Origin of the sequence: Leifsonia sp. C5G2, assembly GCF_013359685.1 — a bacterium.
Classification (GTDB): domain Bacteria; phylum Actinomycetota; class Actinomycetes; order Actinomycetales; family Microbacteriaceae; genus Leifsonia.
In genome coordinates, this window is sequence record NZ_JABFMV010000008.1 from 107,141 (window position 1) to 130,738 (window position 23,598).

At 70.6% G+C, this 23,598-nt stretch carries 24 protein-coding genes and 1 riboswitch; of the genes, 17 read left to right on the top strand and 7 right to left on the bottom strand.

Translation table 11 applies throughout. From position 1 onward, the window contains the following. Entirely contained in the window at positions 1 to 387 is a 387-nt protein-coding gene (locus HNO83_RS12120; RefSeq protein ID WP_175337772.1) for an MGMT family protein, read from the bottom strand. Then, positions 371 to 823, bottom strand: a complete 453-nt coding sequence (locus HNO83_RS12125; RefSeq protein ID WP_175337773.1) for a GNAT family N-acetyltransferase — start codon at positions 821 to 823, stop codon at positions 371 to 373. The genes HNO83_RS12120 and HNO83_RS12125 overlap by 17 nt, the downstream gene beginning before the upstream one ends. A gap of 146 nt (positions 824 to 969) precedes the next feature. Here HNO83_RS12125 and HNO83_RS12130 point away from each other — a divergent pair, with 146 nt between their 5' ends. Then, the gene (locus tag HNO83_RS12130; RefSeq protein ID WP_175337774.1) at positions 970 to 2,184 is read left to right on the top strand and encodes an NADP-dependent isocitrate dehydrogenase; all 1,215 of its coding nucleotides are present in this window, start codon (positions 970 to 972) and stop codon (positions 2,182 to 2,184) included. A 77-nt stretch (positions 2,185 to 2,261) separates the two neighbouring features. On the opposite strand, the gene HNO83_RS12135 is transcribed toward HNO83_RS12130, so the two are convergent. Next, a complete protein-coding gene (locus HNO83_RS12135) occupies positions 2,262 to 3,047 on the bottom strand; it encodes an SDR family NAD(P)-dependent oxidoreductase (protein WP_175337775.1) in 786 nt (261 codons plus the stop codon). Between the two features lie 117 nt (positions 3,048 to 3,164). On the opposite strand from HNO83_RS12135, the gene HNO83_RS12140 reads away from it, so the two are divergent. From HNO83_RS12140 to nagB, 7 genes are all read left to right on the top strand, one after another. Beyond that, positions 3,165 to 4,349, top strand: a complete 1,185-nt coding sequence (locus HNO83_RS12140; protein ID WP_175337776.1) for an ROK family transcriptional regulator — start codon at positions 3,165 to 3,167, stop codon at positions 4,347 to 4,349. Between the two features lie 83 nt (positions 4,350 to 4,432). Continuing rightward, positions 4,433 to 5,779, top strand: coding sequence for an extracellular solute-binding protein (locus HNO83_RS12145; protein WP_175337777.1), 1,347 nt, complete (start codon positions 4,433 to 4,435; stop codon positions 5,777 to 5,779). Between the two features lie 94 nt (positions 5,780 to 5,873). Next, positions 5,874 to 6,830, top strand: a complete 957-nt coding sequence (locus HNO83_RS12150) for a carbohydrate ABC transporter permease (protein ID WP_175337778.1) — start codon at positions 5,874 to 5,876, stop codon at positions 6,828 to 6,830. Then, the gene (locus HNO83_RS12155; RefSeq protein WP_175337779.1) at positions 6,827 to 7,720 is read left to right on the top strand and encodes a carbohydrate ABC transporter permease; all 894 of its coding nucleotides are present in this window, start codon (positions 6,827 to 6,829) and stop codon (positions 7,718 to 7,720) included. The genes HNO83_RS12150 and HNO83_RS12155 overlap by 4 nt, the downstream gene beginning before the upstream one ends. Further along, positions 7,717 to 9,252, top strand: coding sequence for a beta-N-acetylhexosaminidase (gene nagZ / locus HNO83_RS12160; RefSeq protein WP_175337780.1), 1,536 nt, complete (start codon positions 7,717 to 7,719; stop codon positions 9,250 to 9,252). Before HNO83_RS12155 ends, nagZ begins: the two co-directional genes overlap by 4 nt. Further along, positions 9,249 to 10,145 (top strand): ROK family protein, encoded by an 897-nt coding sequence (locus tag HNO83_RS12165; protein WP_175337781.1) that lies wholly within the window; start codon positions 9,249 to 9,251, stop codon positions 10,143 to 10,145. The genes nagZ and HNO83_RS12165 overlap by 4 nt, the downstream gene beginning before the upstream one ends. Next, positions 10,145 to 10,930 (top strand): glucosamine-6-phosphate deaminase, encoded by a 786-nt coding sequence (nagB, locus tag HNO83_RS12170; RefSeq protein ID WP_175337782.1) that lies wholly within the window; start codon positions 10,145 to 10,147, stop codon positions 10,928 to 10,930. The genes HNO83_RS12165 and nagB overlap by 1 nt, the downstream gene beginning before the upstream one ends. A gap of 90 nt (positions 10,931 to 11,020) precedes the next feature. Here the strand turns inward: nagB and nagA are convergent, their stop codons facing one another. Genes nagA through purU form a run of 3 tightly spaced genes read right to left on the bottom strand, consistent with a single transcriptional unit; the run spans position 11,021 to position 13,424 of the window. Then, the gene (gene nagA / locus HNO83_RS12175; protein ID WP_175337783.1) at positions 11,021 to 12,178 is read right to left on the bottom strand and encodes an N-acetylglucosamine-6-phosphate deacetylase; all 1,158 of its coding nucleotides are present in this window, start codon (positions 12,176 to 12,178) and stop codon (positions 11,021 to 11,023) included. After that, positions 12,175 to 12,537 (bottom strand): YrdB family protein, encoded by a 363-nt coding sequence (locus HNO83_RS12180; RefSeq protein ID WP_175337784.1) that lies wholly within the window; start codon positions 12,535 to 12,537, stop codon positions 12,175 to 12,177. Before HNO83_RS12180 ends, nagA begins: the two co-directional genes overlap by 4 nt. 23 nt (positions 12,538 to 12,560) lie before the next feature. Beyond that, positions 12,561 to 13,424 carry a formyltetrahydrofolate deformylase gene (purU, locus tag HNO83_RS12185; RefSeq protein ID WP_175337785.1) on the bottom strand — a complete coding sequence of 288 codons (864 nt, stop codon included), beginning with the start codon at positions 13,422 to 13,424 and terminating at the stop codon, positions 12,561 to 12,563. Between the two features lie 78 nt (positions 13,425 to 13,502). Here purU and HNO83_RS12190 point away from each other — a divergent pair, with 78 nt between their 5' ends. The 6 genes from HNO83_RS12190 to HNO83_RS12215 all read left to right on the top strand — a co-directional run bounded on the left by HNO83_RS12190 (position 13,503) and on the right by HNO83_RS12215 (position 18,967). Continuing rightward, entirely contained in the window at positions 13,503 to 13,715 is a 213-nt protein-coding gene (locus HNO83_RS12190; protein WP_249776693.1) for a hypothetical protein, read from the top strand. Next, a complete protein-coding gene (locus tag HNO83_RS12195; RefSeq protein ID WP_175337786.1) occupies positions 13,715 to 14,131 on the top strand; it encodes a PIN domain-containing protein in 417 nt (138 codons plus the stop codon). The genes HNO83_RS12190 and HNO83_RS12195 overlap by 1 nt, the downstream gene beginning before the upstream one ends. Before the next feature lie 48 nt (positions 14,132 to 14,179). After that, positions 14,180 to 15,646, top strand: a complete 1,467-nt coding sequence (locus tag HNO83_RS12200; RefSeq protein ID WP_175337787.1) for a purine-cytosine permease family protein — start codon at positions 14,180 to 14,182, stop codon at positions 15,644 to 15,646. Then, positions 15,643 to 16,194, top strand: coding sequence for a cysteine hydrolase family protein (locus HNO83_RS12205; protein ID WP_175337788.1), 552 nt, complete (start codon positions 15,643 to 15,645; stop codon positions 16,192 to 16,194). Before HNO83_RS12200 ends, HNO83_RS12205 begins: the two co-directional genes overlap by 4 nt. Positions 16,195 to 16,333: 139 nt before the next feature. Continuing rightward, positions 16,334 to 17,545, top strand: a complete 1,212-nt coding sequence (locus HNO83_RS12210; protein ID WP_175337789.1) for an MFS transporter — start codon at positions 16,334 to 16,336, stop codon at positions 17,543 to 17,545. 180 nt (positions 17,546 to 17,725) lie between these two features. Next, positions 17,726 to 18,967, top strand: coding sequence for a glycosyltransferase family protein (locus tag HNO83_RS12215; protein ID WP_249776694.1), 1,242 nt, complete (start codon positions 17,726 to 17,728; stop codon positions 18,965 to 18,967). A 16-nt stretch (positions 18,968 to 18,983) separates the two neighbouring features. Here HNO83_RS12215 and HNO83_RS12220 read toward each other — a convergent pair whose 3' ends face one another. Further along, on the bottom strand, positions 18,984 to 20,513 hold the full coding sequence (locus HNO83_RS12220) for a beta-N-acetylhexosaminidase (RefSeq protein ID WP_175337790.1): 1,530 nt from the start codon (positions 20,511 to 20,513) through the stop codon (positions 18,984 to 18,986). Positions 20,514 to 20,639: 126 nt separating this feature from the next. After that, positions 20,640 to 20,738, top strand: a riboswitch (ZMP/ZTP riboswitch). Positions 20,739 to 20,741: 3 nt separating this feature from the next. Between HNO83_RS12220 and glyA the strand changes: the two genes are divergently transcribed. From glyA to HNO83_RS12235, 3 genes are all read left to right on the top strand, one after another. After that, a complete protein-coding gene (gene glyA / locus HNO83_RS12225; protein WP_175337791.1) occupies positions 20,742 to 22,097 on the top strand; it encodes a serine hydroxymethyltransferase in 1,356 nt (451 codons plus the stop codon). A gap of 100 nt (positions 22,098 to 22,197) precedes the next feature. Next, positions 22,198 to 23,079: a bifunctional methylenetetrahydrofolate dehydrogenase/methenyltetrahydrofolate cyclohydrolase gene (locus HNO83_RS12230; RefSeq protein WP_175337792.1), complete on the top strand. Its 882-nt coding sequence runs from the start codon at positions 22,198 to 22,200 to the stop codon at positions 23,077 to 23,079. Next, a complete protein-coding gene (locus HNO83_RS12235) occupies positions 23,076 to 23,573 on the top strand; it encodes a YbaK/EbsC family protein (protein WP_175337793.1) in 498 nt (165 codons plus the stop codon). Before HNO83_RS12230 ends, HNO83_RS12235 begins: the two co-directional genes overlap by 4 nt. Positions 23,574 to 23,598 lie beyond the last annotated feature (25 nt).

Sequence of the window (23,598 nt, forward strand, 5' to 3'; positions counted from 1 at the left end):
TCATCGGCCGGAGGGATGATTCCCCCCACCCGCATCCCACGGTACAGCCCCGTCGAGCCGGGCGGTGCGCAGGTCGACGCGGTACGGCGCGTCCCCGCCGCCCAGGAGCGGCGTCCCCTCGGCCCGGTAATGCTGCAGGGCGAGGTGCTCGTGGTTCGCGGGCGGATGGCCGCTCGCCCGCACGACGCGCCACCACGGCACGTCGCTGCCGTAGTACGCCATCACCTGGCCGACCATGCGCGCGGCCCGCGAGCCGAGCGTCGCCGCGACGTCTCCATAGGTCATGACGCGGCCAGGCGGGATGGCGTCCACGACGTTCAGGACCCGCTCGACGAAGGAGCCCGGCGCATCGTCGGGACCCGGTCGGCCGTCAGAGATCGAGGGCACCGATCGTCTCGCCGTACTGGGTCTCGCCGATCGGCTGGAAGCCGCTGCGGAGGAAGAACTGCTCCGGGCCGAGCTCGCCGGACTCCCAGATGACGTAGAGGCGCTGGTGGCCGCGCGCGCGGGCCTCGTCGGCGAGGGCGCGGACCGCGAAGGTGCCGATTCCGCGGCCCTGGTCGTCCGCATCCACGTTGATGCGCCAGAGGATGGCCTTGAACTCCTCGTGCTCGGCGTTCGGGTCGAAGCTGCCCATGACGAAGGCGACGACCTCGTCGCCGTCGAGGACGACGCGCTGCCAGGAGGTCGTGGGGTCCGGGATGGCCGCAGCGGCCGAGTAGGAGACCGGAGCCACGAACTGCTCCTGGCCTGGCTTCAGTGTGAGCGCGTTCGCCGCAACCACGTTCCGCGCGCTCAACTCTTCCAGTCTCAACTCAGCCATGACGAAAGGGTAACGTGCGCGGGCGACCGAGGCATAGCTCGGCCGCAACCCGACCGTTCGCCGGGAGAAAGTGTCTCGATGTCAAGATAGTTGCCGCGAACGGGTAAGCTGTCGTCGGCTGAAACGGCAGACACCCCAGGAGAACCATGGACAAGATCAAGGTTGACGGAACGGTCGTCGAACTCGACGGCGACGAGATGACTCGCATCATCTGGAAGGCCATCAAAGACTCTCTCATCCACCCGTACCTCGACGTGAACCTCGAGTACTACGACCTCGGCATCCAGAAGCGCGACGAGACCGACGACCAGATCACCATCGACGCGGCGCACGCCATCCAGAAGCACGGCGTCGGCGTGAAGTGCGCGACGATCACGCCCGACGAGGCGCGCGTCGAGGAGTTCGGCCTGAACAAGATGTGGCGGAGCCCGAACGGCACCATCCGCAACATCCTCGGCGGCGTCGTCTTCCGCGAGCCGATCATCATCTCGAACATCCCGCGGCTGGTCCCGGGCTGGAACAAGCCGATCGTCATCGGCCGTCACGCCTTCGGCGACCAGTACCGCGCGACCGACTTCGTCTTCGACGGCCCCGGGACGCTGACCATGAGCTTCCAGCCGGCCGACGGCGGTGAGGCGCAGTCGTTCGAGATCTACCAGGCGCCCGGCGCCGGCGTCGCGATGGGCATGTACAACCAGGACGCGTCCATCCGCGACTTCGCCCGCGCCTCCTTCAACTACGGCCTCGACCGTCAGTACCCGGTGTACCTCTCCACCAAGAACACGATCCTGAAGGCCTACGACGGCCGCTTCAAGGACCTGTTCCAGGAGGTCTTCGACACCGAGTACAAGGAGAAGTTCGACGCGGCCGGCCTCACCTACGAGCACCGCCTGATCGACGACATGGTCGCCTCCAGTCTCAAGTGGGAGGGCGGCTACGTCTGGGCCTGCAAGAACTACGACGGCGACGTGCAGTCCGACACGGTCGCGCAGGGCTTCGGCTCGCTCGGCCTGATGACGTCGGTGCTGACCACGCCCGACGGCTCCGTCGTCGAGGCGGAGGCCGCGCACGGCACGGTGACCCGCCACTACCGTCAGTACCAGCAGGGCAAGCCCACCTCCACCAACCCGATCGCCTCGATCTTCGCCTGGACGCGCGGCCTCGCGCACCGCGGCAAGCTCGACGGCAACCAGGACCTGATCGACTTCACCCACACCCTCGAGGACGTCGTGGTGAAGACGGTCGAGGAGGGCAAGATGACCAAGGACCTCGCGCTCCTGGTCGGCCCGGAGCAGAAGTTCCTCACCACCGAGGAGTTCCTGGACGCGATCGCCGCCAACCTGAAGGCCCGCCTCTCCTAACCCTCCCTCGCGACATTCGTGCCGAATGCGCGCTCTCCGTCACGGATTGCGCGCATTCGGCACGAATCGTTAAGGGGTCAGCGGGAAGTCCACCCGCCGTCGACGGGGATGGTGACCCCGGTGATGAGGGAGGCGGAGGGGGAGGCCAGGAAGGCGACGGCGCCCGACACCTCCCGCGGCTGCCCGATGCGGTGCAGCGCCGCGATGCGGTCGACGGTGTCGGCGCGGAATGCGTCGTCGGAGAGCGCGGCGGCGGTCCCGTCGGTCTCGATGAAGGTCGGCGCGACCGCATTCACCCGGATGCCGTACTCACCCCATTCCACCGCGAGGCAACGGGTGAGGTGCACGACCGCGGCCTTCGCGCTGCAGTACGACGACTCGCCGGGGAGGGCGACGAGCCCCGCCTGCGAGGCGATGTTCACGATCGCGCCGCCGCCGTGCTCGCGCATGTGCTTGGCCAGATGCTGCGAGAGGAAGAACGTCGACCGCGTATTGAGCTGCCAGACGCGCTCGAAGTCCTCCTCGGTGACCTCCAATGCCGGAGCGTCGATTCCACCGCCCGCGTTGTTCACCAGGATGTCGATGCGGCCGTGCTCGGCGACCGCGGCATCGATGGCGGAACGGCAGGCGGCGAGGTCGAGCACGTCCATCCGGATGGCCGAGGCCTCCACGCCGAACGCGCGCAGCTCCTCGACGAGCTCGGCGGACCCGCCGGGGTCGCGGACGCCGAGGATGACGTCGGCGCCCTGGCCGGCGAGTTCGAGTGCGATCTCCCGCCCGAGGCCACGGCTCGCGGCGGTGACGAGGGCTCGGGAGCCGGTGAGCGAGAACGGGGTGCGGGCGGCGGCGGGGGAGTCGGTCATGCCTGGAGCGTAGCCCTGCGCCACTCCGGAGTCCGGTCGGATGCCGGAGTCCACCGTCGTGTAACGACTTCGTTTCGTCTCTTGCGATTTATTTGTTCGTAAGGTTTACTAACAAACATGACGACGACCGAGGTGCAGGGTGGCGCCAATGGGCTGGGCCCGGGCCGGGTGCTCCGGCCCCGCGTGAAAGTGCTGCCCGAGCACGCCCGCAGCCACAACCGCTCCCTGGTGCTGCAGACGCTCTACCGCTGCGGCCGCCTGAGCCGGGCCGACCTCGCTCGCGAGACCGGCCTCACGCGCGTCACCGTCTCCGACCTCGTGGCGGAACTCCTCGCCGAAGGGCTCGTCGTCGAGCTGGGCCAGCGCGAGTCCGCCCGGCCGGGCAAGCCCGCCGTGCTGCTCGACATCGACCGCGGCGCCCACCAGATCGTCGGCGTCGACCTCAGCGACCACGACCGCTTCCGCGGTGCTGTCATGGACCTCGACGGCGCCATCCTCGCCCGGGCCGAGGTTATGCTCGCCGATGACGAGGGGGGATCCGCCGCCACCGGCGAGACCGCCGCCGCCAAGGTCGACGCACTCGTCGACCGGCTCGTCGCCGCCGCCACGGCCCCGATCCTCGGGCTCGGCGTCGGGTCGCCGGGTGTCGTCGACCTGAGCGGCACCATCCTCACCGCGCCGAACCTCGGCTGGAAGGACCTGCCGCTGCAGCAGCGGCTCGCCTCCCGCACCGGCCTCCCCGTCGTCGTCGCGAACGACGCGAACGTCGCCGCGCTCGCCGAGCACACGTACGGCGACGCCGCGGGCGACATGATGCTGATCCGGATCGGCCACGGTATCGGCGCGGGCCTCCTCGTCGCCGGCGCCCTCGTCTACGGCAGCCACTACGCCGCGGGCGAGATCGGCCAGGTCATGGTCGGCACCGACCTCGGCCTCGACGCCACCTACAGCCGGGACCAGGTGCTCGAGCACTGGCTCAGCGTCCCGCAGCTGCAGCGCGGCATCCAGGCCGCCCACGCCGCAGGGGCCGACGCGACCCCCTTGCTCCGCGAGGCCGGCCAGCGGCTCGGCATCGCCCTCGCGCCGGTCGTCGGCGCCCTCAACCTGTCGGAGATCGTGCTCAGCGGCCCGACCGAACTGCTCGACGGCCCCCTCGCGGAGGCGACCGTCCACACGCTCCGGAACCGGACGATGGCCGAGAACCACGCCGATCTGTCCCTCCGGATGACCACGCAGGGGCAGGACATCGTCCTGCGCGGCGCGGCCGTACTCGTCCTCTCCGGACAACTCGGGGTCTCTTGACACAGCACGACCCGAAACACCCGACCCCTGCACCGACGGTGCGCTGCAGCCGCAGCCACTGACACTCAAGAAAGGAACCAGCAATGAAGAGAAAGCTCGTCGGCCTCGCCGCTGTGGCAACAGCTTCCGCTCTCGTGCTCGCCGGATGCGCCTCGGGAGGCTCGACCGCAGCGAGCACCGACGGCAAGGGCAAGACCGTCACCCTGTGGCTGGTCGGCTCCGACACACCGGACGCGCTCCGCACCTACCTCAAGACGGAGTTCAACAAAGAGACCGGGGCCACGCTCAAGATCGAGCAGCAGGACTGGAGCGACATCGTCACCAAGCTGACGACCGCCCTGCCCGACGCGAAGAACACTCCCGACGTGACCGAGATCGGCAACACGCAGTCGCCGACCTTCACCAACGTCGGCGCGTTCCTCGACGTCTCCGACATGTACAAGGAGCTGGGCGGGAGCGACCTGCTGCAGTCGTTCGTCGACGCGGGCAAGGTCGACGGCAAGAACTACACGCTGCCCTACTACTTCGGCTCGCGCTACATGTTCTACCGCAAGGACGTCTACCAGGCGGCCGGCGCGACGGTGCCGACCACGCTCGACCAGTTCAACACCACCGTGGCCGACATCACCGCGAAGAACCCGAAGAACATCAGCAACTTCTCCGGCTTCTTCCTCGGCGGCCAGGACTGGCGCGACGGCATCTCCTGGATCTTCGCCAACGGCGGGGACATCGCCCAGAAGAAGGACGGCAAGTGGGTCGGCACCCTCGAATCCGCCGACTCGCTGAAGGGCCTCCAGCAGCTGCAGGACTTGTACAAGAACGCATCCAAGGCGCCGAATGACGCCAAGGACTCGAACCAGTACATCTACCTGAACGACACCGACCAGACCCTCGACGCCAACGGCAACAAGACGGGTGACACCTCCCTCGCGGCGGCCACCATCATGGCTCCGGGATGGGCGCACTGGTCGATCGGCGACCTGTCGCAGAAGGACGGGAAGCCGGTCCGCACCTGGAACGACGCCACCTTCGGCACCTACGTGCTCCCGGGCAACGACGGCAAGCCGGCCCCGGTGTTCGCCGGCGGCTCCAACATCGGCATCTCGGCGAAGACCTCCGAGCCGGGCCTGTCGAAGACGCTCCTGAAGATCATCTTCTCGAAGGAGTACCAGGAGATGCTGGGCAAGAACGGCCTCGGCCCGGCGAACGCGAAGTACACCTCCTCGCTCGGCGACGACCAGTTCGCGAAGGCGCTGATCGCGTCCGCGTCCAACTCCAAGCTGACCCCGGCCGCGCCCGGCTGGGCGAGCGTCGAGGCCGGCAACGTGATGGAGGAGTTCTTCTCCAAGATCCGTGACGCCGCCGACCTCAAGGCGCTGGCGCAGGAGTACGACAAGAAGCTCGACGGCATGCTGAACGCCAAGAGCTGATCGACTCCACCCGATTGACGCGACGCGCCGTGCCGGAATGCGCCGGCACGGCGTGTCGCGTCAACAAGACTTCACCCAAGGAGGGAGGACGCCCGTGACCGCCACAGAGGACACCCGCCTGGTCCTGCCGCAGGCGCCGCGACCCGCGGCGACGCAGCCCCGCCGCCGCCGGGGCAGGATCGCGCCGTACGTGCTGCTGCTCCCGGCCATCGTCATCCTGCTCGTCGCACTCGGCTACCCGATCGTCTGGCAGTTCGTCACCGCGATGCAGCACTTCGGCCTCGCCCAGCAGTTCGGCAAGCCGGCCGAGTTCGTCTGGTTCGAGAACTACATCACGCTGTTCTCCGACTCGTACACCTGGGTCGTCGTGGCCCGGTCCATCGCGTTCTGCCTGGTCACCGCCTTCGTCACCGTCGTGATCGGCATCGGGATGGCGCTCCTGATGAACGCCGTCGGCCGGACCGTCCGCATCATCCTGCAGGTCGCCCTGCTGCTCGCCTGGGCCATGCCGGTCGTCGCCGCGATGACCGTCTGGAACTGGCTGTTCGACTGGCGCCGCGGCGTCGTCAACTACACGCTGACCTCGTGGGGCCTCGACTTCCAGGACCACAACTGGCTGCAGAATCCGCTCTCGTTCTTCTTCGTCGCGATGGTCATCGTCGTGTGGATGAGCGTCCCCTTCGTCGCGTTCTCCGTCTACGCCGGGCTGACCCAGGTCTCCACGGAGGTGGTCGAGGCCGCGCAGATGGACGGCGCGCGGGGATGGCAGCGGCTGCGCTACATCATCCTGCCGATCATCCGGCCGGTGCTCGGGATCGTGCTGCTGCTGCAGATCATCTGGGACCTGCGCGTGTTCGCCCAGATCAAGCTGCTGCAGGACAAGGGCTCGATCGCCAGCGAGACCAACCTGCTCGGCACCTACATCTACCAGCTCGGCGTCGGTTCGAGCGACTTCGCGATGGCGAGCGCCGTCAGCGTCTTCGTGCTCGTGCTCACCGTCGCCCTCAGCTGGTTCTACGTCCGCTCGCTGCTCAAGGAGGACGAATCGTGACCGCCGCGACGTCGACCAGAACGCTCACCTCCACGGCTCGCCCGCGCCCGCGCCGCCGCATCCGCCCCTCCCGCGTGCTGCTCGGTGCGCTCGGGGTCGTGCTCGCGCTGATCTGGGTGTTCCCGGTGTATTGGATGGTGAACTCGGCACTGCTGCCGAACGTCATCCTGCAGAACACCACACCCACGTGGCTGCCGTTCGGCGGCTCCTTCGACAATTTCAGCGCGGTGGTCGCCGGCGGGACGTTCTTCCCGGCGCTGGGCATGAGCCTCGCCGTCGCGCTCATCACCGTGGTGTGCTGCCTGGCGTTCGCGTTCCTCGCGGCGCTGGCGATCAGCCGGTTCAAGTTCCGCGGGCGGCGCTCGTTCGTGCTCGCAGTGCTGCTCATCCAGATGCTGCCCGCCGAAGGCCTGTTCATCGCGCAGTACAAGCTGATGGGCACGCTGGGTCTGCTCAACACCGTCGTGGGCGTCAGCATCCTCTACATCGCCGCCGTCGTGCCGTTCACGATCTGGATGCTGCGCGGCTTCGTCGCCGGCATCCCCGCCGACCTGGAGGAGGCGGCGATGGTGGACGGACTGAGCCGCACGCAGGCGTTCCTGCGGATCACGTTCCCGCTGCTCGCGCCTGGGCTCGTCGCGTCTGGGGTGTACGCCTTCCTGCAGGCGTGGAACGAGTTCACCGTCGCGCTCGTCATCCTGCCGCAGTCGAGCAGCGCGACCCTGCCGCTGTGGCTGCGCGGCTTCGTGCAGCAGTCCGCCTCCCGCGCCACCGACTGGGGACAGGTCATGGCGGCGTCGACGCTGGTCGCCGTCCCGGTGATCATCTTCTTCCTGATCGTGCAGGGCCGGATGACCAGCGGCCTGGTGAGCGGGGCGGTGAAGGGGTGAGCGGCGCCTCCGTCACGACCGCCCCGGCGGACGCGGAGCTGCGCCGGAGCATCGCCGCGACCCTGCTTCCCGGTTTCGTCGGCACCACCCTGCCCGCGTGGCTCGAGGCGCGGCTGCGCGCCGGCCTCGGCGGCATCTGCCTGTTCGGGCAGAACATCGCGTCGCCCGAGCAGCTGCGTGCCCTCACCGACGCCATCCGCGCCGCCAACCCCGACGCGGTCATCGCGATAGACGAGGAGGGCGGCGACGTCACGCGGCTCCACTACGCCACCGGGTCGCCGTTCCCCGGCAACGCCGTGCTCGGCCGCCTCGACGACACCGCCCTCACCGAGCGCGTCGGACGCCGGGTGGGGGAGGAGCTGCGCCGCGCGGGCGTGACCCTCGACTTCGCGCCCGACGTCGACATCAACTCGAACCCGGACAATCCGGTGATCGGGGTGCGCAGCTTCGGCGCCTCGCCCGAGCTGGTCGCGCGGCACGCGGCCGCCTGGACGCGCGGGCTGCAGTCCACGGGCATCGCGGCCGCCGCCAAGCACTTCCCGGGTCACGGCGACACCGCCGCGGACTCGCACCTGGAGTTGCCCGTCGTCGACGTTCCGGCGGAGGTGCTGCGTGAGCGGGAGCTGGTGCCGTTCCGCGCCGCCGTCGAAGCCGGAGCCCGGGCCGTGATGACCTCGCACATCCTGCTGCCGCAGCTCGACCCGGAGCTGCCCGCCACCATGAGCCCGGCCATCCTCGGGATGCTGCGCGACGACCTCGGCTTCGACGGCGTGATCGTCACCGACGCCCTGGACATGCACGGCGCCAGCGGTGAACGCGGCATCCCGGAGGCGGCGGTCCTCGCGCTCGCCGCGGGCTGCGACCTGCTCTGCATCGGCACCGAGAACACCGACGCCCAGCTGCAGTCGATCGAGGACGCCATCGCCCACGCCGTCGCAACCTCCCGCCTGACCCCCGCTCGCCTAGCCGACGCCGCCCACCGCGTCCACGCCCTCTCCGCCCCCGTCGGGTCCGCCCCCGTCGAGTCCGCACAGACTGCACGCGACACGCCGGAGGACTGTGCAGTCTCTGCGGACTCGACGGTGGGGGGCTTCGATGTGAGTGAGGCGGGGCGGGCGTGGGTCAGGGCGCACGGCGGAAGAACGTACTCGGTGGTGCGGGTCGAGACGGTGGCGAACATCGCGGTCGGGGTGGCCCCGTGGGGGCCGTTCGCTGCGGCGCAGGCCGATCCGGGGGATCCGGCTGCGGCGGCCTTCGCGGCGAACCCGGTCGCGGTGCTCACCGAAGGGGCGGACAGGGATTCCGTGCTCGCGCTCGACCCGGCTCTGCCGGTGCTCGTCGTCGGGAAGGACCTCCATCGTCACGCGTTCGCCCGTGCGGCGATCGACCGCCTGCGCGCGGAACGTGAGAACGTGGTCGTCGTGGACATGGGCTGGCCTGCACCCGACCGCGCGTACGCGGACATCGCCACCTTCGGCGCCTCCCGGCTGGTCGGCCGGGCGCTGCTCGAACTGCTCGGTCGCGGCTCGTGAGGCTCGGCATCGACATCGGCGGCACCAAGACCGACGCGGTCGCCGTCGACGAGAGCGGCGCGCTCGCGCAGCGCGTGCGCCTCGCCACCGGGTTCGGGCACACGGCCGTCGTCGAGACGGCCGTGACGGCCGTGTCGCGCATCGGCGAGCTGACCGGCCTGTCGCCTGCGGGGTTCCAGTCCATCGGCGTCGGCGTGCCCGGGATGGTCGACACGGTCTCCGGGCACGTCGCCCACGCCGTCAACCTGGGGCTCGAGCGGCTCGAGCTCGGCGGCATGCTGGCCGGCCGGCTCGGCGTCGGCGTCCGGGTCGAGAACGACGTCAAGGCGGCGGCGCTCGGCACCTACCACCTGCTGCGGCTCAGCGGGACCATGGCTTTCCTGAACCTCGGCACCGGGATGGCGGCGGGCATCGTCGTCGACGGCCGCCTGTGGCGGGGGAGCACCGGGATCGCGGGCGAGATCGGCCACATCCCGGTCGACCCGGCGGGCGCCCTGTGCGGTTGCGGCCAGCGCGGCTGCCTCGAGACCGTCGCGAGCGGCTCAGGCATCGCGCGCCAGTGGCCGACCGGCGACCCGCTTCCGGTGCGCGCGCTGTTCGCCGCGGCCGCCGACGGCGACCGCGAGGCACTGACGATCAAGGCTAGGCTGGCGGAGGGCATCGCCTCCGCGGTGCGCATCCTCGTGCTCACCGTCGACGTCGGCACCGTCGTGATCGGCGGCGGACTGAGCCACCTGGGGGAGCGCCTGCTCGGTGACGTCCACGAGGTGCTGCACGACTGGGAGCGCACGTCGCCGTTCCTGGCGTCGCTCGACCTCCCTGCGCGGGTGCGCCTCGTCCCGGAAGGAACCCCCGTCGCCGCGCTCGGAGCGGCCCTCGTAGGAGAGAACTGATGGCCGAAATCGTCGTCGTCCGCGACCAGGATGCCGCGGGCGAGCTCGCCGCGGGCAGCATCCTCGACCTGATCGCCGCCAAGCCGGACACCGTGCTGGGGCTGGCGACGGGCTCGACGCCGCTCGCTGTGTACCGGGCGCTGGAGCGCGGCATCCGCGAACGCGGCGTCGACGTCTCGCACGTGCGCGGCTACGCACTGGACGAGTACGTGGGTCTGCCGGCCGACCACCCCGAGTCGTACCGGGCGGTGATCACGCGGGAGGTGGTGGAGCCGCTCGGGCTCACGCCGTCGCTGATCCACGTGCCGAACGGATCGCTGCAGGGGATCGAGCACGCGGGCGCCGACTACGAGAAGGCGATCGCCGAGTCCGGCGGGGTGGATGTGCAGCTGCTGGGCATCGGGACGGACGGGCACATCGGGTTCAACGAGCCCGGCTCCTCGTTCGCGTCGGTCACCCGGGTGAAGACGCTGACGGAGCAGACCCGCAAGGACAACGCGCGGTTCTTCGCCTCGGAGGACGACGTCCCGATGCACTGCATCACCCAGGGGCTCTCGACCATCCTGAAGGCGCGGCACCTGATGCTGCTGGCGTTCGGCGAGGGCAAGGCGGAGGCGCTGGCCGGCGCGGTCGAGGGGCCGGTGTCGGCCTCGAACCCGGGGTCGGCCATCCAGCTGCACCCGCACGTGACCGTGCTGGTGGACGAGGCCGCCGCCTCGCGGCTGCGCAACCTCGCGTACTACCGCTACGCGTACGCCAACAAGCCCGCCTGGCAGACCCTCTAGGGCCGAGCCCGAGCCGACAGCTCCTGAGTTCTTCGACCCGATCGGCGCGATTCGGTCGAAGAACTCAGGAGCTGTCGGATGAGGAGCGGGTCAGCCGGGGAGGACGGCGCCGTCGGCGACGACCGTGCGGACGTGCCAGTCGTGGTCGAGCAGCACGGCGTCGGCCAGGTAGCCGGCGCGCAGCCGGCCGAGGCGGTGGTCCTCGCCGAGGACGCGCGCCGGGGTGCGGGTCAGGGCGGTCACGGCGGCAACCGGGTCGACGCCGGCGAGGGTGACGGCGTTGCGGAGGGCCGCATCCTGGGTCAGGGTCGAGCCCGCGATCGTGTCGGTGCCGGATAGGACGGCCAGCCCGTCATGGACCGTCACGTTGAGACCGCCCAGGCGGTAGTCGCCGTCGGATGCGCCCGCCGCGGCCATCGCGTCCGTCACGAGTGCGACGCGGCCCGGCGCCTCCCGGAACAGCAGGGCGGCGACCGACGGGTGCACGTGCAGTCCGTCGAGGATGAGCTCGAGCGTCACCTCGGGGTTCTCGACGGCCGCCATCACCGGCCCGGGCGCGCGGTGGTGGATGCCCGGCATGGCGTTGAACGCGTGGGTGAGCAGCCGCGCGCCCACCTCGAACGCGCGGGCGGCCGTGGCGTAGTCGGCGGTGGTGTGCCCGACGCCGACGACGACGCCGGCCTCGATCAGCACGCCGATCGCCTCCAGCGCGTTCGGCAGCTCCGGCGCGATGGTGGCGGTGCGGAGCGTGCCGCGCGCGGCGCCGAGCAGCTCCTCGACCGCCTCCGGCTCCGGGTCGCGCAGGAAGCGGGCGTCGTGCGCGCCCCGTCGTTCGGGCGCGAGGAAGGGGCCCTCGAGGTGCGAACCCAGCACCAGGGCGTCGCTCGCCGTCAGCTCGGCGACGATCCCGAGGCTCTCCCGGAGGGAGGCGAGCGGGTTGGCGACGTGCGAGACCAGCGACCGGGTGGTGCCGTGGGCCCGGTGGGTGGCGAGGGCCGCGCGCATCTCGTCGACGCCGTCGTCGTAGGGGTGACCGCCGCCGCCGTGGCAGTGCAGGTCGATGAAGCCGGGGGTGAGCCAGCGGCCCTGGCCGTCGATCACGGCGACGTCGGCCCCGGCGGCGTGAGTGCGCCATCCCGCGCCCGTCCCCGTGGCGACGATGTGCGCGCCGTCGGCCGCCAGCCAGAAGTCGTCGGAGCGCCCGTCCGCATCGAGCTTGCGGGCGCTGTGGACGACGAGGCCGCTCATGCGAACTCGCGCCGTCCGTTGACGACGCCGCTGACCGTGGCGACCACCGCGAACACGATCGCGACCACGGGCTGGCCGAGGTCCCACCAGGCGAAGGCCGCCGATCCCATGACGACGACCTCGACGATCGCCTTCACGAACGCGTCGACGTGGAGCACCGCCTTCGGCGAGCGGAAGAGGGCCCAGAGCAGGATCGCGATGACGGGAGCGCCGATGCCGATCAGGATGTTCCAGGGCAGCGGCCACGCCAGGAAGCCCCAGAGGCCGAGCGAGACGATGGCGAACAGTTCGAGCACGAACCGGAGCACGTCGTTGACGCCCACCTTGACGGCGGGATGCTGATCGGGCGCGGAAGTCACCTGGCCAGTTTACGGGGCCACCGTTACCGGAAGATGATCGTCCTGGCGCCGTCGAGCAGCACGCGGTCCTCCGCGAACCACTTCACCGCCTGGGTGAGGGTGCGGCTCTCCTCGTCCTGTCCGATCGCCACCAGCTCCTGCACCGTGTTGGTGTGGTCGACCCGCACGACGTTCTGCTCGATGATCGGGCCCTCGTCGAGGTCGCTCGTGACGAAATGCGCCGTCGCGCCGATCAGCTTGACCCCGCGGGCGTGGGCCTGGCGGTAGGGGTTCGCCCCCTTGAAGCCGGGGAGGAACGAGTGGTGGATGTTGATCGCACGCCCCGCCAGCCGCTCGCACAGCTCCGGCGACAGGATCTGCATGTAGCGGGCGAGCACGACCAGCTCGATGTCGTGCTCCTCGACGGCGTCCAGGATGCGCCGCTCGAACGCCGCCTTGTCCTCTGCGCCGCTCACCGGGTGCGATTCGAACGGGACGCCGTAGAACCCGGCGAGGTCGCTCAGCGTGTCGTGGTTGGAGAGCACGAGCGGGATCTCGACCGGCAGCTGGCCGGCGCGCTGCCGGAACAGCAGGTCGTTGAGGCAGTGGGCGGCCTTGGACACCAGCACGAGGGTGCGCAACGGGCGGCCGACGTTGTCGACGCGGTGCGTCATCCCGAAGCGCTCGACGACGGGGGCGAGGGCGTCCTCGAACTCGTCCCGGCCGGCCTCCGACTCGACCTGCAGCCGCATGAAGAAGCGCCCGGTGTCGGTGCTCGCGAACTGCTGGCTCTCGGTGATGTTGCCGCGGGCCGCCACGATCGCACCGCTGACGGCGTGCACGATGCCCGGACGGTCGGCGCAGCTGAAGGTGAGCACCCAGTGGTTGGAGGGGGACGAGTCGGTCACCTGATCAGGGTAGCGGCATCCGGAGGGGCTGCTAGTATGGATTGATATCCAAAATATGTCTGCATTTAGGGGGCATCCATGATGAAGCAAGTTTCGGTGACGTTCGGGATCGACGAGGACCTGTACGAGGTGATCGAACGGCTGGCCGCGGGTTCTCGGCGCACGGTGGACCAAGAGTTGCACTACATCGTCGGACAGGCTGCGGTCGGAGAGCCTGTCGATCCTCGTCCGGAGATTCCCAAGCTCGGTTTCGTCGAGTTCATCCGCAACCGGGTCGAGGCGTGGGACTGATGATCGTCGTCGACACGAACGTCCTCTCGGAACTGACGAAGCGTCGACCGGATCCGAACGTGATCCGCTGGTATCAGCGGGCGAGCCAAGCCGACCTCTACATCACCACCGTGACCATGGCTGAGATGCTGACCGGGGTCAACCGGATGGAGGACAGCCCTGATGCAGACGCGAAGGCCGAGATGGTCCTCAAGGTCCTTGAGCGCTACCACCGCAGGACTCTGGCGTTCGACGCGCTCGCCGCGACGGAGTGCGCGAACATCACGTCGCTCCGCTTCGCGGCGGGCCGTCCGATCGCGCTGGCCGATGCGATGATCGCCGCCACGGCGATCGCCGTCGAAGCGGATGCGATCGCGACGCGCGACAAGGACTTCACCGATGTGGGCATCCCGGTGCTGGACCCCTGGGCGGCCTGACGCGCGTCGGAAGTTGACGATCGCCGCAGCGTGCACCACGATCGGTGCATGACCACCACCGGCGAGGACACGCCCGACGCCCGGACGGGCGCGGCGTCCGCCTTCAACGTCGAGCTCAACGGGCTGAACACCATCCACGAGAGCGAGCGGAAGGGACGGCCGCGCGACCTGTTCTGGCCGTGGTTCGGCGCGAACGTCTCGGTGTTCGGGCTCAGCTATGGGTCGTTCCTGCTCGGCTTCGGCATCTCGTTCTGGCAGGCGACCATCATCGGCGTCGTCGGCATCGTCGCCTCCTTCCTGCTGTGCGGGATCATCGCGCTCGCGGGCAAGCGCGGCTCGGCCCCGACGATGGTGCTCAGCCGGGCCGTGTTCGGCGTCGAGGGCAACCGCGTCCCGTCGTTCCTGTCCTGGCTGCTGACGGTCGGGTGGGAGACGGTGCTCGTCTCGCTCGCGGCGCTCGCCACCGCGACGGTGTTCCAGCAGCTCGGCTGGGAGGGCGGCATCGTCACCAAGCTGGTGGCGCTCATCGTCGTCGTGGCCCTCGTCATCGTCGGCGGGGTGGTCGGCTTCCACCTGATCATGCGCATGCAGATGGTGATCACGATCGTGACCGGCGTGCTCACGGTCCTCTACATCCTTCTCGTGCTGAACCACATCGACCTCGGCGCCGTGGCCGCGCTCCCCGCCGGCGACGCGCCTCATGTGATCGGCGGTTTCGTCTTCATGCTCACCGGGTTCGGACTCGGCTGGGTGAACGCGGCGGCGGACTACTCCCGCTACCTGCCGCGCTCCTCCCGCAGCGGTGCGGTCGTGGGGTGGACGACGTTCGGCTCCTCGCTCGCGCCCGTGATCCTGCTGATCTTCGGCATCCTGCTCGCCGGGTCGTCCACGAAGCTGAGCCAGGCGATCGGGGCGGACCCGATCGGCGCGCTCGCCACCCTGCTCCCGACCTGGTTCCTGGTGCCGTTCGTGATCGTCGCCGTGCTGGGCCTCGTCGGCGGTGCGGTGCTCGACATCTACTCCTCGGGCCTGGCGCTGCTGAGCGTCGGCGTCCGCGTGCCGCGGTACGTCGCGGCGGGCATCGACGGCGTGATCATGACCGCCGGCGCCATCTACGTCGTGCTCTTCGCCACCGACTTCATCGGTCCGTTCCAGGGCTTCCTCATCACCCTGGGCGTGCCGATCGCGGCGTGGTGCGGCATCTTCGTCGCCGACATCCAGCTGCGCAAGCGCGACTACGCGGAGGCCGAGCTGTACGACAGGAACGGGCGCTACGGCTCGGTGCGCTGGCTGCCGATCGCGCTCATCGTCATCGGCACGGCGATCGGCTGGGGCCTGGTGACGAACACCTACGCCGACTGGCTCAGCTGGCAGGGCTACCTGCTGGGTCCCCTCGGCGGCAAGCAGGGGGACTGGGCGTTCGCCAACCTCGGCGTGCTCGTCGCCCTCGTGATCGGCTACCTCGGCACCCTGCTGTTCTCGCGGAACGCCGTGCGCCGCCAGGAGCAGCGGTGACCGACGACGCGACCCTCGTCGTCGTCGACATGCAGCAGGTGTTCGGCGACCCGGCGAGCCCGTGGTTCACGCCGCGGTTCGCGGAGGCGGAGGCGACGATCGCGGGCCTCGTGCCGGCGTTCGGCGACCGCGTCGTCTTCACGCGCTTCATCGCTCCTGAGCGTCCGGAAGGCGCCTGGGTGCCGTACTACGAGCAGTGGCCGTTCGCGCTCGTCCCCGCGGACGACCCGATCTACGACCTGGTGCTCGCGTTCCGCGACACCGGTCACGCGGTCGTCACCGAGCCGACCTTCGGCAAGTGGGGCCCGTCGCTGCGGGAGGCGCTGCGCGGCTCGACGGAGGTGGTGCTCGCCGGTGTCTCGACCGACTGCTGCGTGCTCAGCACGGCCCTCGGCGCCGCCGACGCCGGCGTGCACATCCGGGTGGCCGCGGACGCCTGCGCCGGCCTGAGCGACGACGACCACCGGCGTGCGCTGGATGCGATGGCCCTTTACGCGCCCCTCATCGAGATCACGGACTCCGCGGCCGTGCTTGACGGCCTCCGGTAGAATCGGGTGTGGTCGGCGGTTCCCGCACGGCCCTGGGCGCGCACATCGGCGCGTAGTCGACCCGCCATTCCCCCCGGCGACTCCGGGACGCGCACCGCGCGGAATGGCCGGGGAACGCCATCCGTTGGACAGATCCGGTATGACTGCCACTTCGACGACCCCGGCGCGCGTCGCGCCGAAATTCCCCTGGACGGGGCTGATCGCCCTCGCCGCCGCGACCTTCCTGTCGGTGACCAGCGAGATGATCCCGACCGGGCTCCTGCCCGACATGAGCGCCTCGCTCGGCGTGAGCGAGGCGCAGATCGGCCTGCTGGTGACCGTGTTCGCGTTCACGGTCGTCGTGACCAGCACCCCGCTGACCGCGCTGACGCGGCGCTGGCCGCGGCACGGGCTGCTGATCGGCATCCTCCTCGTGCTCGCCGTCTCGAACGGGCTCACCGCGATCGCTCCGAGCTACGAGTTCGTCGTCGGCTCGCGCATCCTCGGCGGTGTCGCGCACGGCATGTTCTGGTCGATCGTCGGTGCCTACGCCGGGCACCTCGTGCCCAAGGAGCAGATCGGCCGCGCGGTCTCGATCACGCTGGGCGGGGGGACGCTCGCCTTCGTGCTCGGCGTGCCGCTCGGCACGTTCGCCGGCCATGTGTTCGGCTGGAGGCTGTCGTTCGGGCTCCTGGCCGGGCTGATGGTCGTGGGCGCGCTGGTGATCTGGAGGTTCCTGCCCGCTGTGCAGCGCGATGCGGACGGCGCGTCGTCGCGCCGCCGGGACCGCTCGGCGCCGAAGGTTCGCGACCGCAGCATCCCCGCCGTCGTCATGGTGTGCGTGATCGCGGCCGTGACGATGGTCGGCCACTACGCGTTCTACACGTTCGTCGTGCCCTTCCTCACCGGCCCGATGGGCGTGGCCGCGGGCAACGTCGGGGCCCTGCTGTTCGTCTACGGCATTGCCGGGGCGGGCGGCCTGCTGCTTGCCGGATCCGTGCTGGGGCCGCGCCCGCAGCTGGGGCTGATCGTGACGCTGCTGGTCACCGGGCTGTCCGTCGCGGTGCTCGCCCTGGTCGCCGCGCAGCCGGTGGCCGCCCTCGTCGCGTTCCTGCTCTGGGGCCTCGCCTTCGGCGCGCTCCCGCCGCTCCTGCAGACCCGCCTCCTGCACATGTCGTCGCCGGCGTTCCGCGACACCGCGAGCGCGCTGTACACGACCTCGTTCAACATCGGGATCGGCGGCGGTGCGCTGGTCGGCTCGCTCATCTTCGACGCGGGCGGGCTGATGGTGCTGCCGTGGTGCTACGTCGCGCTGCTGCTCGTGTCGGTCGTGCTCGTCGCGGTGGTGGGCCGCCTGGAGCGCCGCCCCTGATCCATGGGTCGCGACGCGGCATCCATGGGTCGCAACACGCCGTTCACGCTGGCGCATAACGGCGTGTTGCGTCCCATGGACGGGGCGGAGCGCGACGCCGCGTCGACCCGTGCCCGCGGACCCGCCTCGGCGGGTACCATCCAAGATGGCGGACAGCGGATGGCCGAACCGGATGGGACGATGACAGCGGGCACGACGAGCACCAGGCGACCGGTCGCCGCCGAACCGCTGGGAGTACCGCGCCGGCTGCGCTTCGCCGGCCGCGAGGTCCCGTGGTGGGCGGCCGTGCTGGTCGTCTACGCCGTCTCGCGGCTGCTGACGACGGCGCTGATGCTCGCCCTGTTCATCGCCGCCACCGTCGGCCACTGGGAGTTCGCCAGCCCCCGGATGAACCCCACGTTCTTCACGTTCTCCGGCTCGTGGGACGGCTCGTACTACAGCCAGATCGTCGAGCAGGGCTACCCGACCTCGCTCCCGCTCGACGCCGACGGCTCGGTGCAGCAGAACCCGTGGGCGTTCCTCCCGCTGTTCCCGCTGATCGTGCGCGGGCTGATGTTCGTCACCGGGCTCGGCTTCTACCCGGCCGGGTTCACCGTGGCGATCCTGTTCGGGGCGGCGGCGAGCGTCGTGCTGTTCCGGCTGGTCGCGGCGCGCGCAGGGGTCTCCAGCGCTTTCTGGGCGACGGCGTTCTTCTGCTTCAGCCCGCTGTCGTTCGTGCTGCAGATCGCGTACGCCGAGACGCTGTTCTTCTTCCTGATGTTCGCGGCGCTGCTCGCGATGATCCACCGCCGCTACTGGGTGATGCTGCCGTTCGGGGTGGCTGCCGCGTTCACGCGGCCCGGCGCGCTCGCGCTCCCGCTGGCCCTCGCGATCGTGCTGGTCGTGCGCTTCGTGCGCGCCCGCCGTGGGACGGACGCATTCCGGCCGCGCGAGCAGCTCACCATGCTCGTCACCGGCGCGCTCATGGCGGTCGCCGGGATGGCGTGGCCGATCATCGCTGCGGTCGTCACCGGCACGGGCGACGCCTACGTGAGCACGGAGCTGTCGTGGTGGACCGGCTTCATCGGCAACGTCGCCTTCGTTCCGCTGACCCCGTGGTTCCTGCTCAGCTGGCGGTACCTGAGCATCCTCGGTGCCGTGATCGTGATCGGGATCGTCGCCGGCTACACCTGGATCCTCACCCGGCCGTCCGTGCGAGCCCTCGGCACCGAGGTGATCGCGTACGCGGCGAGCTACGGGCTGTACCTGTTCGCGGTGTTCCTCCCGCAGCAGAGCACGTTCCGGCTCCTGCTGCCGCTCGCGCCGCTGGCCGGGGCCCGCGGGCTGACGCGCCACCGCAGGGCGCGGAAGGCCGCGCTGCTGACCTGCATCGCGCTGCAGCCGGTGGCGCTCGTGCTGCTGTGGTTCATCGGGTACCCGTGATCCGGGTGGTGCCGGTTCAGCCGGCGCCGGGCTCCGCGGCCAGCTGCCGCGATGGCACCTCGGGCACCTGCCGGTAGCGGGTCCCTGCCGCGTCCCAGTGCTCGGCCAGCACGGCCACCCGCTCGGCGAACTCCTCGAGGTCGCGGGCGGACTCGACCGGCTCGGTGTCGGCCGGGGCGGGGGACCAGCCGATCTCCGCGACCGCGGCCAGGCGCGGGAACACCATCTCCTCGACGTCCTCGATGGTCGGGACCGTCTCGGTCCAGAGCGGCGCCTCGACGCCGAGGATGTGCGCGTCTCCGAGACCGGGCACGATGCGGGCCGGGTCCCAGGCATAGGAGTCGCGCAGCGTGGTCGGGCCGCCGGTCCAGTCCTGGCCCATCGTGTCGCCGTCCTCGTACACGATGTCGAGGTAGGCGGCGTCGGAGGGCGACAGGATGACGGACCCGCCGTTGCGGACGAAGGCGAGCGCGAGGTCGGCCGCTCGGTCACGCGGGGTCGTGAAATCCCAGTACTGGCCGACGGTCCCCGCCGGAAGACCCTCGACCTTCCCCACCTCGTGCCAGCCGACCGGGATCTTGCCGTTCGCGGCGATGACGGCGGCGGCATCCCGGACGAACTCCGCGAAGTCGCCGGGCGTGGTGCTCAGCGCCTCGTCGCCGCCCAGGTGCAGGAACGGGCCGGGAGTGAGCGCGGCGACCTCGCGCACGACGTCCCGCACGAACCGGCGCGTCGTCTCGTCGCCCGACCGGAGGCTGCTGAAGCCGACCTCCCGGCCGGTGTAGAGCTCCGGCGCGACGCCGTCCGCGGTGAGCTCGGGATACGACGCGAGCGCGGCGTTGGTGTGCCCGGGCATGTCGATCTCCGGCACGATCGTCACGTGCCGGGCGGCGGCGTACGCGACGAGGTCGCGGAACTCCCGCTGCGTGTAGGAGCCGCCGCGGCTGCCGTCGCTGCCGGTCGAGCCGCCGACGCGGGTCAGGTCGGGCCACGACTCGATCTGGAGGCGCCAGCCCTGGTCGTCGGTCAGGTGCAGGTGCAGGTGGTTGACCTTGAGCAGCACGATCGCGTCGATGAAGCGCTCGACCTCGGCGGGCGTGAAGAAGTGGCGGGCCACATCCAGCATCGCCCCGCGGTAGCGGAAGCGCGGGTGGTCGTGGACGTTCACCGCGTCGATCGTGGGCGCGTCGCCGCCGTCTGCGGGCAGCAGTTGCCGGAGGGTCTGCGCGCCCCAGAACGCGCCGGCCGGGGTGGCCGCGCCGATGCGCACGCCCTCCGCCGCGACCTCCAGCGTGTAGCCCTCCTCGCTGTCGGCGCCGTCCCCGTGCGGTCCCTCGCCCGGTGCGATCACGATGGCGATGTCGCCGAACGCGGGGGGCTCGTCCACGATCGCAGGCAGGCGGCCGCAATCCGTCGCCAATTCTGCGCGCAGCAGAACCGCGACGTCGTGGGCGCCCGGGCCGGCCACGCTGATGCGGGCGGCGGGGGAGAGGGTGAAGGGGGCGGCGTCCAGCTGGTCCATGCGGACAGGGCGGGGCACGACCACGCTGGCTCCTTGCACGTCGGGGACGGGGGGCCGACGTCGCCCGCCCCACGAGGGTCGGCCACAGCGAGTATTGCAGGAGCCTTTACTTATGGGCAAGGGTTCCGCCCACCGCCCGCTTTGCTATGCTGGCCAGGTCGCAACTGGCGCTCAGATGGTCACCATCGGGGAGCGACACGCAACCTCCTTGAACACGGGTGGATTCGGCCGCGCGCCTGGGTCGATACGCAGATGGTCCACCCCTGTCCGAAGGAGCCGGTTTTGACCGACACGTTGCCCTCCACCTTCACAGCCCCGCTCTCCGAGGTCGACCCGGAGATCGCCGAGGTGCTGCAGCTCGAGCTCGGTCGCCAGCGCGACTACCTCGAGATGATCGCCTCCGAGAACTTCGTGCCGCGCGCGGTGCTCGAAGCCGTCGGCTCGGTGCTCACCAACAAGTACGCCGAGGGCTACCCGGGCCGCCGCTACTACGGCGGCTGCGAGTACGTCGACATCGCCGAGCAGCTGGCGATCGACCGGGCGAAGGCCCTGTTCGGCGCCGAGTACGCCAACGTCCAGCCGCACTCCGGCGCCTCGGCCAACGCCGCGGTGCTGTCGGCGATCGCGACGCCCGGCGACACCATCCTGGGCCTGGAGCTCGCCCACGGCGGCCACCTGACCCACGGGATGAAGCTCAACTTCTCCGGCAAGCTCTACAACGCCGTGTCGTACGGCGTCGACCCGGAGACCTTCCTCGTCGACATGAACGTCGTGCGCGACAAGGCGCTGGAGCACAAGCCGCAGGTCATCATCGCCGGCTGGTCCGCCTACCCGCGCCAGCTCGACTTCGCCGCCTTCCGCGAGATCGCGGACGAGGTGGGCGCCAAGCTCTGGGTCGACATGGCGCACTTCGCCGGCCTCGTCGCCGCCGGGCTCCACCCCTCGCCCGTGCCCTTCGCCGACGTCGTCAGCTCCACGGTGCACAAGACCATCGGCGGCCCGCGTTCCGGCTTCATCGTCAGCCGCGACATGGAGCTCGCCAAGAAGCTCAACTCCAACGTCTTCCCCGGCCAGCAGGGCGGACCGCTCATGCACGTGATCGCGGCGAAGGCGACCGCGTTCAAGCTCGCGGCGACGGAGGAGTTCAAGGACCGCCAGGCCCGCACCATCCGCGGCGCCCAGCTTCTGGCCGAGCGGCTGACCGCCGACGACTCCCGCGCCGCCGGCGTGGACGTGCTCACCGGAGGCACCGACGTGCATCTGGTGCTCGCCGACCTGCGCACCTCGGAGCTCGACGGCCAGCAGGCGGAGGACGTGCTGCACGAGGTCGGCATCACCGTGAACCGCAACGCGGTGCCGTTCGACCCGCGCCCGCCGATGGTGACCTCCGGCCTGCGCATCGGCACTCCGGCGCTCGCGACCCGCGGCTTCGGCGACACCGAGTTCACCGAGGTGGCCGACATCATCGCCCTCGCGCTGCGCCCCGGCGCCGACACCCGCGCCCTCCGCGCCCGCGTCGACGCCCTCACCGCGGCCTTCCCGCTCTATCCCGGCCTGACCCCGTCCGGCCAGGAGGGCTTCCCGGTCGAGCTCCCCTCCTCGATCTGACCCCACCCCCCTCACCATCAGTTCCTGAGTTCTTCGAGCATTTCGCGCCGATCTGCTCGAAGAACTCAGGAGCTGTTGGCTTCGCGCGCAAGGAGAGAATGTGACGGCACGGATTCTGGACGGGAAGGCGACCGCCGGAGAGATCAAGGCGGAGCTGAAGGAGCGCGTCAGCGCGCTGCGCGAGAAGGGGGTCGTACCGGGGCTCGGGACGATTCTGGTCGGGGACGACCCGGGCTCGCAGTGGTACGTCGCGGGCAAGCACCGGGACTGCGCCGAGGTGGGCATCGCGTCCATCCGCCGCGACCTCCCCGCCGACATCTCGCAGGCCGAGCTCGAGGCCGTCGTCGAGGAGCTCAACGCCGACCCCGACTGCACCGGCTTCATCGTGCAGCTGCCGCTGCCGGCGCATCTCGACACCGATGCGATCCTCGAGCTGGTCGACCCGGCGAAGGACGCCGACGGCCTCCACCCCACGAACCTCGGCCGCCTGGTGCTGAACGTGAACCGCCCCATCACCTCCCCGCTCCCGTGCACCCCTCGGGGCGTCATCGAGCTCATGCTGCGCCACGACATCGACATCCGCGGCAAGGATGTCGTGGTCGTGGGCCGCGGCGTCACCGTGGGCCGCCCGATCGGCTCGCTGCTCACCCGCCGCGAGTTCAACGCGACCGTCACCCTCACCCACACCGGCACCCGCGACCTCGACGCGCACCTGCGCCGCGCCGACATCATCGTCGCCGCTGCGGGCGTCGCGGGCCTGGTCACGGCCGCGAACGTCAAGCCGGGCGCGATCGTGCTCGACGTCGGCGTCAGCCGTGTGGAGGACCCGGTGACCGGCAAGAGCGTCGTCGCGGGCGATGTGGCACCGGATGTGGCCGAGGTCGCCTCCTGGGTGTCGCCGAATCCGGGCGGCGTCGGGCCGATGACCCGCGCCCTGCTGCTGCAGAACGTCGTCGAGTCCGCGGAGCGGGAGCTGGCGTGACCGACGCCGAGCGCACGCATCCGGCCGTCGAGCGCGTCGAGGCGGCGCTGCTCGCCGCCGGGGTGGAGCCGCGGGTGCGGTGGTTCGAGACCGCCACGCCGACCGCCGTCGCGGCCGCCGCGGAGCTGGGCGTCGAGGTCGGCGCGATCGCCAACTCCCTCGTCTTCACGATCGACGGGGAGCCGCTCCTCGTGATGACCTCCGGCGCGCACCGCGTCGACACGCAGTTCCTCGGCGAGCGGCTGGGCGGCCGGATCCGCCGCGCCGACGCCGACACCGTGAAGGCGGCGACCGGCCAGACGATCGGCGGTGTCGCGCCGGTCGGACACCCTGCGCCGCTGCGGACCGTGGTGGATGTGGCGCTCGCCGGCTACCCGGAGGTCTGGGCCGCGGCGGGCCACGCGCACACGGTGTTCCCGACCACGTTCGACGAGCTGGTCCGGCTCACCGGCGGCGAGCCCGGGCCGGTGGAGCCGGGGCCGGCGTCGGCCTGACGACGGAGCCGCGTCCGACCGGAGG

Excerpts from the sequence above, each read along its gene's own strand:
- HNO83_RS12145 (WP_175337777.1), top strand. The coding sequence starts at position 4,433 with ATGAAGAGAAAGCTCGTCGGCCTCGCCGCTGTGGCAACAGCTTCCGCT.
- nagA (WP_175337783.1), bottom strand. The coding sequence starts at position 12,178 with ATGAGCGGCCTCGTCGTCCACAGCGCCCGCAAGCTCGATGCGGACGGG.
- HNO83_RS12210 (WP_175337789.1), top strand. The coding sequence starts at position 16,334 with ATGACTGCCACTTCGACGACCCCGGCGCGCGTCGCGCCGAAATTCCCC.
- nagB (WP_175337782.1), top strand. The coding sequence starts at position 10,145 with ATGGCCGAAATCGTCGTCGTCCGCGACCAGGATGCCGCGGGCGAGCTC.
- HNO83_RS12125 (WP_175337773.1), bottom strand. The coding sequence starts at position 823 with ATGGCTGAGTTGAGACTGGAAGAGTTGAGCGCGCGGAACGTGGTTGCG.
- HNO83_RS12190 (WP_249776693.1), top strand. The coding sequence starts at position 13,503 with ATGATGAAGCAAGTTTCGGTGACGTTCGGGATCGACGAGGACCTGTAC.
- HNO83_RS12215 (WP_249776694.1), top strand. The coding sequence starts at position 17,726 with ATGACAGCGGGCACGACGAGCACCAGGCGACCGGTCGCCGCCGAACCG.
- HNO83_RS12135 (WP_175337775.1), bottom strand. The coding sequence starts at position 3,047 with ATGACCGACTCCCCCGCCGCCGCCCGCACCCCGTTCTCGCTCACCGGC.
- glyA (WP_175337791.1), top strand. The coding sequence starts at position 20,742 with ATGGTCCACCCCTGTCCGAAGGAGCCGGTTTTGACCGACACGTTGCCC.
- HNO83_RS12200 (WP_175337787.1), top strand. The coding sequence starts at position 14,180 with ATGACCACCACCGGCGAGGACACGCCCGACGCCCGGACGGGCGCGGCG.
- HNO83_RS12130 (WP_175337774.1), top strand. The coding sequence starts at position 970 with ATGGACAAGATCAAGGTTGACGGAACGGTCGTCGAACTCGACGGCGAC.
- HNO83_RS12140 (WP_175337776.1), top strand. The coding sequence starts at position 3,165 with ATGACGACGACCGAGGTGCAGGGTGGCGCCAATGGGCTGGGCCCGGGC.
- HNO83_RS12195 (WP_175337786.1), top strand. The coding sequence starts at position 13,715 with ATGATCGTCGTCGACACGAACGTCCTCTCGGAACTGACGAAGCGTCGA.